The organism is Oceanimonas marisflavi (genome assembly GCF_003049725.1).
Taxonomy (GTDB): Bacteria; Pseudomonadota; Gammaproteobacteria; order Enterobacterales; family Aeromonadaceae; genus Oceanimonas; species Oceanimonas marisflavi.
This window is the reverse complement of record NZ_QAGM01000013.1, coordinates 1-13,768: the sequence shown is the minus strand read 5'-3', so window position 1 is coordinate 13,768 and position 13,768 is coordinate 1. Positions and strand designations below refer to the sequence as shown.

9 protein-coding genes and 2 pseudogenes are annotated in these 13,768 nt (G+C 58.5%); 6 read left to right on the top strand and 5 right to left on the bottom strand.

Annotated features, from left to right (window positions below; translation table 11 throughout):
* Positions 1–17: 17 nt before the first annotated feature.
* The 4 genes from benC to DA373_RS09600 all read left to right on the top strand — a co-directional run bounded on the left by benC (position 18) and on the right by DA373_RS09600 (position 4,593).
* Positions 18–1,046: a benzoate 1,2-dioxygenase electron transfer component BenC gene (gene benC, locus DA373_RS09615; protein WP_107852093.1), complete on the top strand. Its 1,029-nt coding sequence runs from the start codon at positions 18–20 to the stop codon at positions 1,044–1,046.
* A complete protein-coding gene (gene benD, locus DA373_RS09610) occupies positions 1,043–1,822 on the top strand; it encodes a benzoate diol dehydrogenase BenD (RefSeq protein ID WP_107852092.1) in 780 nt (259 codons plus the stop codon). The genes benC and benD overlap by 4 nt, the downstream gene beginning before the upstream one ends.
* A 101-nt stretch (positions 1,823–1,923) precedes the next feature.
* Positions 1,924–3,264 (top strand): MFS transporter, encoded by a 1,341-nt coding sequence (locus DA373_RS09605; RefSeq protein WP_107852091.1) that lies wholly within the window; start codon positions 1,924–1,926, stop codon positions 3,262–3,264.
* Between the two features lie 78 nt (positions 3,265–3,342).
* Positions 3,343–4,593 (top strand): benzoate/H(+) symporter BenE family transporter, encoded by a 1,251-nt coding sequence (locus DA373_RS09600; protein ID WP_107852175.1) that lies wholly within the window; start codon positions 3,343–3,345, stop codon positions 4,591–4,593.
* Here the strand turns inward: DA373_RS09600 and cysM are convergent.
* Both cysM and DA373_RS09590 read right to left on the bottom strand, forming a co-directional pair.
* Complete coding sequence (cysM, locus tag DA373_RS09595; protein WP_107852090.1) at positions 4,563–5,453, bottom strand: cysteine synthase CysM; 891 nt, start codon at positions 5,451–5,453, stop codon at positions 4,563–4,565. The two genes, DA373_RS09600 and cysM, sit on opposite strands and share 31 nt — an antisense overlap.
* A gap of 64 nt (positions 5,454–5,517) precedes the next feature.
* Positions 5,518–6,135 carry a LysE family translocator gene (locus tag DA373_RS09590; RefSeq protein ID WP_107852089.1) on the bottom strand — a complete coding sequence of 206 codons (618 nt, stop codon included), beginning with the start codon at positions 6,133–6,135 and terminating at the stop codon, positions 5,518–5,520.
* Between the two features lie 107 nt (positions 6,136–6,242).
* Between DA373_RS09590 and DA373_RS09585 the strand changes: the two genes are divergently transcribed.
* A complete protein-coding gene (locus DA373_RS09585) occupies positions 6,243–8,903 on the top strand; it encodes a bifunctional acetate--CoA ligase family protein/GNAT family N-acetyltransferase (RefSeq protein WP_107852088.1) in 2,661 nt (886 codons plus the stop codon).
* A gap of 61 nt (positions 8,904–8,964) precedes the next feature.
* Here DA373_RS09585 and DA373_RS09580 read toward each other — a convergent pair whose 3' ends face one another.
* From DA373_RS09580 to DA373_RS09570, 3 genes and pseudogenes are all read right to left on the bottom strand, one after another.
* Entirely contained in the window at positions 8,965–11,541 is a 2,577-nt protein-coding gene (locus DA373_RS09580) for a TRAP transporter permease (protein WP_107852087.1), read from the bottom strand.
* A 103-nt stretch (positions 11,542–11,644) separates the two neighbouring features.
* A pseudogene (locus DA373_RS09575) lies at positions 11,645–12,430 on the bottom strand (TAXI family TRAP transporter solute-binding subunit); the annotation flags it as partial.
* Between the two features lie 27 nt (positions 12,431–12,457).
* Positions 12,458–12,883: pseudogene (locus DA373_RS09570) on the bottom strand (ISAs1 family transposase); the annotation flags it as partial.
* A gap of 86 nt (positions 12,884–12,969) precedes the next feature.
* Between DA373_RS09570 and DA373_RS09565 the strand changes: the two are divergent.
* The coding region (locus tag DA373_RS09565) for an ISAs1 family transposase (RefSeq protein ID WP_107852085.1) at positions 12,970–13,768 on the top strand (799 nt) is incomplete at its 3' end.

Sequence of the window (13,768 nt, the reverse complement as noted above, 5' to 3'; positions counted from 1 at the left end):
CAGGTGGGGAAAGCATTATGAGTTACAACATTGCCCTCAACTTTGAAGACGGCGTTACCCGTTTCATCACCTGCAACGACGGCGAAACCGTGCTGGATGCGGCCTATCGCAACCAGATCAACCTGCCCATGGACTGCTCCGACGGCGTGTGCGGCACCTGCAAGGGCAGCTGCCATCAGGGCGACTTTGAGCTCGGCGACGAATACATCGACGAGGCCCTGACCGACGAGGAAGTGGCCGACGGCAAAATTCTGACCTGCCAGATGATTCCCGTCAGCGACTGCGTGGTGGAGATTCCGGCCGCGTCCACCCTGTGCAAGACCGGCACCGCCGAGATCGGCGGCACCCTGGCCGAGGTCAACCTGATCTCGCCCACCGCCATCGAGCTGAAGGTGACCGCAGATCAGGACATCGCCTTTTTGCCCGGCCAGTACGTCAATATCGGCGTACCGGGCACCGAGGAAGTACGCGCCTATTCCTTCAGCTCACTGCCGGGCAGCCGGGAACTGAGCTTTCTGATCCGCAACGTACCGGGCGGCCTGATGAGCTCCTGGCTGGTGGGTCAGGCCAAGACCGGCGACCGCCTCAGCCTGACCGGCCCTCTGGGCGTGTTCTATCTGCGCCCGCTGGCCCTGCCGGTGCTGATGCTGGCCGGTGGCACCGGCCTGGCCCCCTTCCTGGCCATGCTGGAAGAGCTTCGCGTAAAGGGCTGCGATCAGCCGGTGCACCTGCTTTACGGCGTGACCAACGACGATGATCTGGTCGGGGTCGAGGCCTTGCAGCAGTTTGCCGCCGACATCGACAACTTCACCTTCAAAACCGTGGTGGCCAATCCCGACAGCGCGCACCCGCACAAGGGCTATGTCACCAACCACATGGAAGACGCGCCCATCGGCCACGGCGAAGTGGACGTGTATCTGTGCGGCCCGCCCCCCATGGTGGATGCGGTGCTGGGTTACTTCCGCGACCAGGGCATCTCACCCGCGTCCTTCCATTACGAGAAGTTCAGCCCCAGCGTGACCGGGGTTGGGGAGCAGGTCGCATGAGTGCCCGCTTTACCGACAAGGTGATGGTGATCACCGGCGCCGCCCAGGGCATTGGCCGGCGGGTGGCCGAGCGGGCGGCGGCGGAAGGCGCTCGCCTGGTGCTGGCGGATCTGGCGGATTATGTGCACGAGCTGGCGGCCGGGCTGCAGCAGCGAGGCACCCAGGCCCTGGCGGTGCAGGCAGATCTGGAAACCTGGGAAGGGGCGGAAACCCTGATGTCCCGGGCCCGGGCGCACTTTGGCCGCATCGACGTGCTGGTGAACAACGTGGGCGGCACCATCTGGGCCCAGCCCTACGAGCACTACACCCCGGAGCAGATCCAGAAGGAAATTCAGCGCTCCCTGTTCCCCACCCTGTGGTGTTGCCGGGCCGTGCTGCCCGGCATGGTGGAGCAGCGCGGCGGCGCCATCGTCAACGTGTCGTCGGTGGCCACCCGCGGCCTGATGCGAGTGCCCTACGGCGCCGCCAAGGGCGGAGTGAACGCCATGACCGCCAACCTGGCCTTTGAATATGCCGGCCACGGCATTCGCGTTAATGCCACCGCGCCGGGTGGCACCGAGGCCCCGCCCCGGCTGACCCCGCGCAACAGCGAGGCCCAGGGGGAGCGGGAACAGCAGTGGTACCAGACCCTGGTGGATCAGACCAAGGACACCAGCCTGATGCACCGTTACGGCACCCTGGACGAACAGGCGGCGGCCATTTTGTTCCTGGCGTCTGATGACGCCAGCTACATCACCGGCACCGTGCTTCCCGTGGCGGGAGGCGATCTGGGCTGACAGGCAATAAGGGCCGCCCGAAGGAGGGGCGGCCTTTTTTACTCGACCGGAGACGTTTTCTCCAACTCCTGACTTATGGATAGCTTACGGAGTAATATGCGATGAGACAGATAGATGTAAACCAGACCATAGACAACGCCAGCTTTACCCCCTTTCACTGGAAAGTTCTGTTCTGGTGTTCCCTCATTATTATTTTCGACGGTTACGACCTGGTGATCTACGGCGTGGTGCTGCCACTGCTGATGGATCAGTGGCAACTCAACCCTTATGTGGCCGGCCTGCTGGGCAGCAGCGCGCTGTTTGGCATGATGTTTGGCGCCATGGGTTTTGGCATGCTGTCGGACCGGCTCGGACGCAAGAAAACCATTCTTATCTGCGTGGTGCTGTTCAGCCTCACCACCGTGATCAACGGCCTGGCCACCAGCCCCTGGCAGTTCGGCATTCTGCGCTTTATCGCCGGCCTCGGCATCGGCGGCGTCATGCCCAATGTGGTGTCGCTGATGAGTGAATATTCGCCCAAACGCAGCCGCAGCACTCTGGTGGCGTTGATGTTCAGCGGCTATGCCGTGGGCGGCATGATGTCGGCCGGTCTCGGCATCTGGATAGTGCCCAACTTCGGCTGGGAGATCATGTTCTACCTGGCCATAGTGCCCCTGCTGCTGCTGCCGCTGATGATCAAATACCTGCCCGAATCGGTGGCCTTTCTGATGGCACAAAACCGCCAGCGGGAAGCCCGGGAGTTGTTGCGCAAGGTAGCCCCCGACCAGCGTATTGAGCGCCATGACACTCTGGTAGTGCCGCCGGCCAATGTGCAGAAGGCGCCGGTGCTGGAACTGTTGCGCGGCGGCCGTGCTCTCAGCACCCTGATGTTCTGGACCGCCTTCTTCTGCTGCCTGCTGATGGTCTATGCCCTCGGCTCCTGGCTGCCCAAACTGATGTCGGCCGCCGGCTATGAACTGGGCTCCAGCCTGATGTTCCTGATGGTGCTCAATATCGGCGCCATTGTCGGCGCCGTGGGCGGCGGCTGGCTGGCGGATCGCTTCTCGCTGCGCTCGGTGCTGGTCAGCTTCTTTGTGCTGGCCTCCGCCTCCCTGGTGCTGCTTGGTTACCCCCACCCCATGTGGTTGCTGTACAGCCTGATGGCCGTGGCCGGTGCCACCACCATTGGCTCGCAGATTTTGCTGTATGCCTATGTGGCCCAGTTTTACCCGGCGGACATTCGTTCCACCGCCCTGGGCTGGGCCTCGGGCGTAGGCCGCAATGGCGCCATCATCGGCCCCATGCTGGGCGGCACTTTGCTGGCCCTGGCGCTGCCACACCAGATGAACTTTCTGGCCCTGGCCATTCCCGGCGCCATCGCCACCCTGGCCATCGCCCTGGTGGGACGGGGTCAGGGGGCGGTACAGCCTGCCCCCGAAGCCCAGGTGGCCAACGAGGGATAACCCTCCCTTGCCGCCACTCCGCCATAGCCCCGGCCCTGCGCCGGGGCTATGCTGTTTGCTTTTTCCAAGGAGCCGGACATGAAGGCTTTTCTGCGCGATCTTTCACTGCCGGCGGTGGCCGCCGGCTTTCTGGCGGTGATGGTTTCTTACGCCGGCCCGCTGGCCATCGTGTTTCAGGCCGGCGCCAGCGCCGGCATCTCTCAGGAGATGATGACCTCCTGGGTATGGGCCATTTCCATCGGCGCCGCGGTATCGGGCATGGTGCTGTCCTTCTGGCTCAGGGTGCCCGTGGTCACCGCCTGGTCAGTTCCTGGCATCGCACTGCTGGTGCCGATGTTTCCCGAGCTGAGCCTGGGTGAAGCGGTGGGCGCCTACCTCGCCGCCGCCGCCATTACCCTGATCATTGGCCTGTCGGGCAGCTTTGATCGCCTGATGCACCTCATTCCCAGAGGGGTCGCCGCCGGCATGATGGCCGGTATTTTGTTTCAGTTCGGCACCAATGCCTTTGTGGCCGTGGAAACGGCGCCGGCTCTGGCCACCGGCATGGTGCTCACCTACCTGGTGTGTCGCCGCTGCTGCCCCAGATACACCCTGATCCTGTTGTTGCTGGTGGGCATGGGACTGGCGGTGGTGCTGGAAGGCGCCAGCCTTGCCGGCCTTCGGTGGTCACTGACCACGCCGCAATTCATTACCCCGGAATGGTCGCTGACCACCACCCTGAGCCTGGCGCTGCCGCTGGTGCTGGTCAGCCTGTCCGGTCAGTATTTGCCGGGCATGGCCATACTGCACGGTACCGGCTACCGGATCAGCGCCCGACCGGTACTGGCCGTTACCAGCCTGGCATCGCTGCCCATGGCGCTGTTTGGCGGCATCAGCATAGTGGTGGCGGCCATTACCGCTGCCATCTGCACCGGCGAAGACGCCCATGAAAATCCGCGCCGGCGCTATGTGGCCGGGGTGTTCAACGGGCTCTTCTATCTGGTGGGCGGCCTGTTTGCCGGCACCATTGTTGCCCTGTTCTCCTCGCTGCCGGCAGCCTTTGTGGCGGTGCTGGCGGGGCTGGCCCTGCTCGGGGCCATTGGCGGCAACCTGGTAACCGCGCTGGAAATACCAAGGGAGCGGGAAGCGGCCCTGCTGAGCTTTGTAGTCACCGCCTCCGGGCTGTCACTGTTTGGGTTGTCATCGGCGCTGTGGGGGGTGGTGTTTGGAATGACCGCTCACCAGATACTCAATGGGTGCATAAAAAAACCGGAAGCCGGCCACCAGCCAAATTCCGATATACGGCTTCAAACTGGCGCTCAGCCGTTAAACACTCCCGATGACAGATAGCGGTCGCCCCGGTCGCAGATAATGGCCACGATCACGGCGTTGTTCACCTGCTCGGCGAGCTTGAGCGCGCCAGCCACGGCGCCGCCGGAGCTGACGCCGCAGAAGATGCCTTCTTCCCGCGCCAGGCGCAGCATGGTGTCTACCGCCTCGGCCTCGCTGATATCCAGCACCGTATCCACCCGGCTTTGGTCAAAAATACCCGGCAGGTAGGCCTCGGGCCAGCGCCGGATGCCCGGTATATGGCTGCCTTCACAGGGCTGCAGGCCCACAATCTGCACTTCGGGGTTCTGCTGCTTGAGATACTCCGACACCCCCATAATGGTGCCGGTGGTGCCCATGCTGGATACAAAGTGGGTGATGCGGCCCTCGGTCTGCTGCCAGATCTCGGGCCCTGTGCTCAGCAGGTGAGCCTGGGGGTTGTCCGGGTTGTTGAACTGATCGAGGATCATACCCTTGCCTGCGGCGGCCATGCTGTCGGCCAGATCCCGGGCGCCTTCCATGCCTTCCTCCTTGCTCACCAGAATCAGCTCGGCGCCATAGGCGCGCATGGAGGCCTTGCGCTCTTCGGTGGCGTTGTCGGGCATGATCAGCACCATCTTATAGCCCTTGATGGCGGCGGCCATGGCCAGGGCAATGCCGGTGTTGCCACTGGTGGCTTCAATCAGGGTATCACCGGGCCGAATGGTACCGCGCAGCTCGGCCTGCCGAATCATGTTCAGCGCAGGCCTGTCCTTTACCGAGCCGGCCGGATTGTTGCCTTCCAGCTTGACCAGCACCTGGCTGCCGGTGTGCTCGGCCATGCGCTGCAGCCGCACCAGGGGCGTGTTGCCGACAAAGTCCTCTATGGTCGGAAATGACATGGTAAATCCTTGCATGGGTGAAACTGGCTCCAGTTTACCCGATGCCATTGACAGCCTCGACCGCTTATTGTTGCGTCAGAGCCAGTCGTGCACCCAGTGCCATCATGAGCCCGCCGGACAGCCGGCCCAGATAGACGGAGAAACGCTCCCGTCCGGCCAGACTGCGCTGCAGCCGCTGACCCAGCAAGCCGTAGGCACCATTACACAGGGTGGCGGTCAGGGTAAACACCAGCCCCAGCTGCAGCAATTGCCAGGGCACCGAACCACCATCACTGGTCACGAACTGGGGCAGAAAAGCGAGGAAAAACAGCGCCACCTTGGGGTTGAGCATGCCCACCGTCAGCCCCCGGCGAAAGATTTGCCAGTCGCTTTGCGTGTCGGCCGCCGCCGGCAAGGCCAGGCGGCTGGCACTGCGCAGGCTGGTCCAGCCCAGGTAAAGCAGATAGGCCGCGCCGACGTATTTGATCAGGGTAAAGGCGGTGGCGGACTGCAACACCAGGGCCGACAGACCCACTACCGCCAGCAGGGTATGGCCCAGGTAGGACACCCCCAGCCCCAGGGCCGCCAGCATGCCGGCCCGGCGACGACCTCCAAGAGCCTGGGACAGAATAAAAAAGATATCGGGCCCCGGGGTCAGATTGAGGGCCAGGCAGGCGGGAATAAACAGTAACCAGACTTCCATCACAGTCTCCGGGTGTGTTTGTCGGCGGTCAACACAAAAGCAGTTACTGGCTGATAATATGCTTCAAATACCGTTATGGTGCCACACATTGTATTTGAGGAGACGCTATGCCGCAGCAAGGACTCGACGCCCTGTTCAGGCCCGCCAGTATCGCCGTAATTGGCGCCTCGCACCGGGACAACGGCGCCGGCAAACTGGTGATGAAAAACCTGCTGGCCGGTAATTTCAGTGGCCCGGTCATGCCGGTGAATCCCAAATACGAGGCGGTGGCCGGCGTGATGGCCTATCCCGATATCGCCAGCCTGCCCCGGGTGCCCGATCTGGCCATTATCTGTACGCCAGCCGGCAAAAACCTGGCCATTATCGAGCAGCTCGGCCAAAAGGGCTGCAAGGCCGCCATTATTCTTGCCGCCGGCACCAGCAACAGCCAGCTTGAGCAAATGAAAGCTAGCGCCCGGCAGCACTGCATGCGCCTGCTGGGCCCCAACAGCATGGGGGTGATACTGCCTCACCTGGGTCTGAATGTGAGTTTTGCGCCGTTTCCAGCCAAACCGGGGCGGATAGCCTTTGTATCGCAATCTTCCGCCGTGTGCGCCACCATTCTCGACTGGGCCCGGCACAACGATATCGGCTTTTCCCACTTTATTTCCCTGGGGGATGCCTGCGATATCGACTTTGCCCAGCTGCTCGACTATTTATCACGGGACAGACACACCAACGCCATTCTGTTGTATATGGACGCGGTGCAAGACGCCCGCGCCTTTATGTCGGCGGCCCGGGCCGCGTCCCGCAACAAGGCGGTGCTGGCGGTCAAGAGCGGCAAGACCCGTATCGGCGCCCAGCTGGGTCACATTCATACCGGTGGCGATGTGGGCATGGACGCCGCCTATGACGCTGCCATTCGCCGGGCCGGTATGCTGCGGGTACGCGACACCCACGATCTGTTTGCGGCGGTGGAAACCCTCAACCACTCCCATACCCTGCGTGGCGAGCGGCTGGTGATCCTCACCAACGGTGGCGGCCCGGCCATCAACGCCATCGACACTCTGCTGGCCCGAGGCGGCAAGCTGGCCACGCTCACCGATGCCACCCGTTCGGCGCTGGATCGGGTGCTGCCGCCGTCCTGGTCTCATACCAACCCCATTGATATCGTGGGTGATGCGCCGGTAGAGCGCTATGTCGCCAGCCTGCGGGTGCTGCTCGACAGCGACGATTTCGACGCCATTCTGATTATGCATGCCCCCTCTGCCGCCGTGAACAGTACCCGTGTCGCCAAAGAGCTGATTGAGGTGATCCGTACTCATCCCCGCGCCAGACGTTTTAACATTCTTACCAACTGGTCGGGGGAAACCAGCGCCTTTGAGGCCCGGCGCTGTTTTACCGACGCGGGCATTCCCACCTACCGCACGCCGGAAAGCGCCGCCGGTGCCTTTATGCACCTGGTGGAGTACCGCCGTAACCAGAAGCTGCTGATGGAAACCCCCGAGTCGGTCTCCGACATGCCCAGCGACGGCGACACCGTGCGGGCGCTTATTCATCAGGCCTTTGAAGAGGGTCTGCACCAGCTCGACACCCACGAAGTCAGCCGGCTGATGGCGGCCTACGGTATTCAGGTGCTGCCCACCTGGATTGCCTCGGATGGTACTGAAGCCGCCCATATTGCCGAGCAGATCGGCTATCCTGTCGCGATCAAGCTGCGATCTCCCGATATTGAGCATAAATCAGAAGTCTCTGGTGTGGTGCTCAACCTGCGTTCGGCAGCGGAAGTGGCCCAGGCCGCCGGCGCCCTGCTGGATCGGGTGCGGCAGGCCTACCCCAGCGCCCGTATTCACGGCCTGATGGTGCAGCGCATGGCGCGCCGGGCCGGCTCTCAGGAGCTGCACATTGCGGTGCGCTCCGATCCGGTATTTGGCCCTGTTATTCTGCTGGGGGATGGCGGTGTGGATCTGGAAGGAGAAGAGCAGGCCGCGGTGGCATTACCGCCGCTGAACATGACCCTGGCCCGCTATCTGGTGATCCAGGCGCTCAAAAGCGGCAAGGTGCGTACCAGCCGTTCCCAGCAGCCCCTCGACATGATGGCACTCTGCCGGGTGCTGACTCAGGTATCGCATCTCGTTATCAATCACCCGGAAATCATCAGTCTGGATATTCACCCGCTGCTGGCCACCGGCAACGAGCTTCTTGCTCTGGATGTGAGCCTGACACTGGCACCCTTTGAAGGGGACGGACAGGCCAGGCTGGCAATCCGGCCCTACCCCAGAGAATGGGAGGAGTGTGCCCTGCTCAAAAACGGCACGGCCGTTACCCTGCGTCCCATCCTGCCCGAAGACGAACCGGCCCATAAGGACTTTGTGAACCATGTGTCCGATGAAGACAGATACAAACGCTTTTTCGCCGATGTAGTAATCGGCCATGAAGAACTGGCTCACATGACCCAGATCGACTACGACCGGGAAATGGCCTTTGTGGCCGTGGCCGAGGGTGGCCAGATCCTGGGAGTGGTGCGCGCCATGTCGGATCCGGATAACGACGATGCCGAGTTCGCAGTGCTGATACGCTCGGATCTCAAGGGTGCCGGTCTGGGCCGCATGCTGATGGAAAAGATCATTCGTTATGCCCGGCAACGCGGTCTGAACAGCCTGAGCGGCATTACCATGCCGTCCAACCGGGGCATGCTGACCCTGGCCAGAAAGCTGGGGTTCAGGGTGAAAATGCAGCTGGAAGATGGCATTGCCGAACTGAAGCTGCTGTTAAATGAAATCACATAGGCTCCATCAGACCAACAAGACTCCACGGCCGGAGTCTTGTTGGCTTTATGAGCCCATATAGTCAGGCCATGGAGATAACCGGATCAGATGCTAACTTTTGGCGCCTGCGTTGCAGCCAAGCCACAAGAAAAAGTAGCAAGATGCCCGGCAACCACATCAGTTCTTTTGCCCATCGTTCAGTAGGGGCATGCACCATCAAGATCTGCTGGTCAAACATCAGGCCGGCATCGGCCGCCGGACTGCTGAAAGCAACGTTGTCAATCAGTACCCTACCAGCATTCTCATAAAGTGTCAGGCCGAGCTTCTGCAGCCGTTCTGCACCGCTGGCACCTGCAGGGGTCGGTAGTAATATACTGAACTCCTGCAAGTCGCCAACCGCATTTTCTCCACGAATGCGTAAACGCAACTGACTCTCGGCCTCAACTTCACCAAGCACCTGTTCCAGTTGCGACGGTGATACCTCTCGATAGGGATCATGCAACATGTCCATCCAAAAACCCGGCCGGAACAAGGTAAAAGAAACCAACAGTAGCAGCGCCCCTTCATACCAACGACTTCGCACCAGAAAAAAACCTTGGGTTCCGGCAGCGAAGATAAGCATAGCGGCAGTTGAAATAATAAAAATCAACACGCCATGCCAGAAACTCACATCGATCAACAAAAGATCGGTATTAAAAATAAACAGGAAAGGCAAAGCAGCAGTGCGCAGGCTGTAGTAGAAAGCAGTGAGCCCGGTCTTGAGCGGTGCCCCCTTGGAAACAGCAGACGCCGCAAATGAAGCCAAGCCTACTGGTGGGGTAACATCCGCCATAATGCCAAAGTAAAATACAAACAGGTGCACAGCAATCAAGGGCACTATCAGACCATTCTGCTGACCCAGGCTCACAACCACCGGCGCCAACAGGCTGGATACAACGATATAGTTAGCTGTGGTCGGCAGACCCATACCAAGAACCAGGCTGAACACTGCGATAAGTATCAGCATCAACAGCAAATTGCCCATCGACAACAGTTCAACCAGCTCGGCCAGCACCAGCCCAACACCGGTCTGTGAGACAGCACCCACAATCAGGCCGGCGGCAGCGGTAGCAATGCCAATGCCAATCATGTTGCGGGCACCAGCCAGCAGTCCCTCACGCAGATCGATCGCTCCGTCTATAAAGGAGCCATGCTCATACAGGCCGTCAGTCCGCATCCAGCTAAGCAGTGGCCGCTGTGTGAGCAGTATAACTACCAGCACCATGCTGCCCCAGAAAGCCGACAGCCCGGGGGACAGACGTTCAACCATCAAACACCAGACCAGTACCACCACCGGCAACAGAAAGTGCAAACCGGATAACAGAACAGCACGAGTTTGCGGCAAAGCATCTAGCGGCGCGTTAGCGTCTTCCGGTTCCAGTGGAGCAACGCTCGAAGCGATCTTCAGTAGTCCCAGATAGCTCAATGTCAACAGTACGCCAACCCCCTCCAGTGCATAATCACCCAGAGCAGGTTTGAGCCAGCCAAGACCGAAGTAGACTGCCAGTGACAGGCCACAGATCAGTGTCGCACCGAAGGCAAACCCGGTCAGGCGGAGTAACCAGGGCCTGGGCTGCTGGTCACCTATCGGCTGCAGGCCGAGTTTTAGCGACTCCAGATGCACAATGTAAAGCAGCGCGATATAGGATATGGCAGCCGGCAGAAAGGCATGCTTGATGATTTCAACATAGGGCATACCGATATACTCCACCATCAGAAAGGCAGCCGCTCCCATAACCGGCGGCATGATCTGACCATTCACCGAAGAAGCAACCTCTACCGCACCCGCTTTCTCGGCAGAAAAACCGGTGCGCTTCATCATGGGAATAGTGAAGGTACCTGTGGTAACCACATTGGCGATGGATGAACCAGAGATCATGCCCGTCAGTCCCGAAGCAACTACCGCCGCCTTGGCCGGACCACCGCGAAAATGGCCGAGCAGACTAAAAGCCAGCTGAATAAAGTAATGACCGGCCCCTGCCCGCTCGAGGAGTGCACCAAACAGTACAAACAGAAAAACAAAGCTGGTAGACACCCCAAGGGCGATACCAAAGACCCCTTCGGTGGTGATCCACTGGTGATTGGCCAAGGCGGTAAAGCTTACACCCCGGTGAGCCAGCAAGCTCGGCATATAAGGACCAGCCAGACTATAGACAAGAAAAATCAGGGCTATAATCGCCAATGGCGGCCCCAGTGCACGTCGAGTGGCTTCAAGCAGCAGTATTATACCAATACACGCCGTTGCCAAATCTGCCAGGGTCAGGCTGCCAGGGCGCTGAGAGAGTTCTTGATAAAACACAAAAAGGTAGGCTGCAGCGGCAGATACTGCCAAGCCAAAGACCATATCGATGAGCGGCACCCGATGACGCGGCGAACTACTAAAGGCGGGAAAGACCAAAAAAGCCAGCAGCAAGGCAAAGGCAAGGTGGATAGAGCGTGTCTCTGTATTATTGAGAACACCAAAACCAAAAATGAAAGGTAATGGCGAAGCAATCCAGAGCTGAAATAACGACCAGCACAGAGCTAGCCCGGCAATCACCCAAGCCATAATGCCACTCGGCATGCGGGCACCAACATCCTGAGCGATCATTTCCTCGGCGGACAGTTTTTTTTCAGACATAGGGGATACCTATTCTTTATTTTTCAACAACAAGTCAAAAACCTCTCTCACCGCAGCAAGAGAGGTTTGGCTGCCACAAAAATACTGACCCGGTATCAACCGGTTACAGCCAGCCTTTTTCCCTGTAGTAACGCTCTGCTCCCTCATGCAGTGGAGCCGTGATACCAGCGCTGATCATCTCTTCAGTCTTTATATTGGCAAAAGCGGGATGCAGGCGTTTGAAGCGCTCGAGATTCTCAAAAACAGATTTGACCAGCTGATAAACGATGTCTGGATCAGTCTGCTCTGTAGTGGCCAGCACCGCTTTGCCACCAATGGATGGAATTGGCTTATCAATTCCCGGATAGAGACCAGCAGGGATATGAGCACGAGTAAAATAACTGGCTTGATCTAACAGTGCATCGACACCGTCACCCTCTACCGGGATTATTTTGGCATCGGTTGTTGTCAATGCTTCCTGTATTGCGCCGCTTGGGTGACCCACCACATAAGTGATCGCATCCAGGTTATTATCACTCAGAGCCGCTGCCATTTCTGCCGGCTTCAACTCGGCTGCAAGTGAGAAGCTCCCCTTGTTCCAGCCATTCTTCTGCATGAGTTCATCAAAGGTATCACGGCTGCCAGATCCCGGTACGCCAATATTGACCCGCTTACCTTTGAGATCATCAAAGTCATCAATGGCACTATCGTTACGTACCACCACGGTTAGTATCTCGCTTTGCAGAGAGAAAACGGCACGTAGCTCTTTTACCGGCTTATCATCAAAAGGCGCCAAACCTTCTATGGCTTTATACTGGTGATCTGACTGGATAAATCCAAAGTCATAGTCCCCATTTTGCAGCGACACAATATTTCCGACACTTCCCGCTGATGATGGGGCATTACACTCAGGGCAAGAGCATACTTTGCTGTTAATTTAACCAAAGAATAATTGAGCCCGGTAATCGTCGTTCCAACTGGCCCGTTTCAGTTTGTTGCGTTGACTCGGTGAGCCACACTCGCTTTGCTTGAGGATGTTCATGATAAACCGCCGGAACAACGCCATGTTCTCCACAGCGTCTCCCGTGGCAATCCGTGAAGTATCTTCGTTAAACACCACATCAAGAATGTAGTGTTGGCTGTTTTCTATACGCCAGTGCTGACGAATATAGTGCCCCAGCAGCTTGTGTTTCGGCGACAGTGAGCTGACATAATAAGAGGTATCAACTGTCCCTTTACCATTGATGGTTCGGTGCCGTTCAACCGCGATAATACTGCGGATAGTCGGCCATTTTTCTGCCAGACCCTCAGGAAGTTTCGCTTTTAATTGAAAGACATAGCGCTCTTCCTTGCGGCCATGACCCAGGGCGGGATCAAACTTTGTTAATGAAATTTGAACAGGCAGATCGTCTGTGATCTAATCAGCGCTTCTTGCTAAAGGAGCCTGCCATGACCCTGATTGAACACCTCACACTTGTTGAAGAAACTCGCTCAGATATCAATCAAAAGCATGATTTAGTCGATGTCATGTTCTTGGTTGTCAGTGCTATCATGGCCGGTGCTGAAGGTTGGCAAGATATTGAAACATATGGTGATTCTAAAGCAGACTGGTTACGAAAGTATCGTCCTTTCGCTCACGGCATTCCTCGTCGGCATACCATTGCACGCATTATGCGGTGCGTGGTCGTTGAGTCTTTGATGGACGCCTTGCTGGGGTGGGTTAATGAGCACCGAACCCATCATGGCAAGCCCGTGATTGCTTTTGACGGTAAGGTGCTGCGCGGCGCTTACCGAAAGAATGCCTCCAAAGCAGTACAGCTGGTTACCGCTTACGATACCGAAAACGGCTTGGTGTTAAGCCAAAAAGCGACGCCTTCCAAGAAAGGGGAAATCGCGACTGTTCGAGAAATGCTCGAAGTGCTCAATCTCAAAGGTGCTGTGGTTACGCTTGATGCGCTGCACTGTCAGCGTGAAACACTGGAGCAAATTCAGGATAAAAAAGCTCATGTGGTGGTGCAGGTAAAACACAATCAGCGGAAGCTACGCGAAGCAGTCCAGTCTCAGTTCCAGGCCGTCTTCGACGCCGGTAAAGAGAAGGTCGTGGTCGAGCACAAAGAAACCGGTCATGGCCGCAAGGAAGAGCGCTATGTCTTTCAATTAAAAGCGAAACTTCCTGAGGGTCTGGCAGAAAAATGGCCGACTATCCGCAGTATTATCGCGGTTGAACGGCACCGAACCATCAATGGTA

Coding starts and splice junctions, on each gene's coding strand:
- DA373_RS09590 (WP_107852089.1), bottom strand. CDS start 6,135: ATGGAAGTCTGGTTACTGTTTATTCCCGCCTGCCTGGCCCTCAATCTG.
- cysM (WP_107852090.1), bottom strand. CDS start 5,453: ATGTCATTTCCGACCATAGAGGACTTTGTCGGCAACACGCCCCTGGTG.
- DA373_RS09605 (WP_107852091.1), top strand. CDS start 1,924: ATGAGACAGATAGATGTAAACCAGACCATAGACAACGCCAGCTTTACC.
- DA373_RS09600 (WP_107852175.1), top strand. CDS start 3,343: ATGAAGGCTTTTCTGCGCGATCTTTCACTGCCGGCGGTGGCCGCCGGC.
- DA373_RS09580 (WP_107852087.1), bottom strand. CDS start 11,541: ATGTCTGAAAAAAAACTGTCCGCCGAGGAAATGATCGCTCAGGATGTT.
- benD (WP_107852092.1), top strand. CDS start 1,043: ATGAGTGCCCGCTTTACCGACAAGGTGATGGTGATCACCGGCGCCGCC.
- benC (WP_107852093.1), top strand. CDS start 18: ATGAGTTACAACATTGCCCTCAACTTTGAAGACGGCGTTACCCGTTTC.
- DA373_RS09585 (WP_107852088.1), top strand. CDS start 6,243: ATGCCGCAGCAAGGACTCGACGCCCTGTTCAGGCCCGCCAGTATCGCC.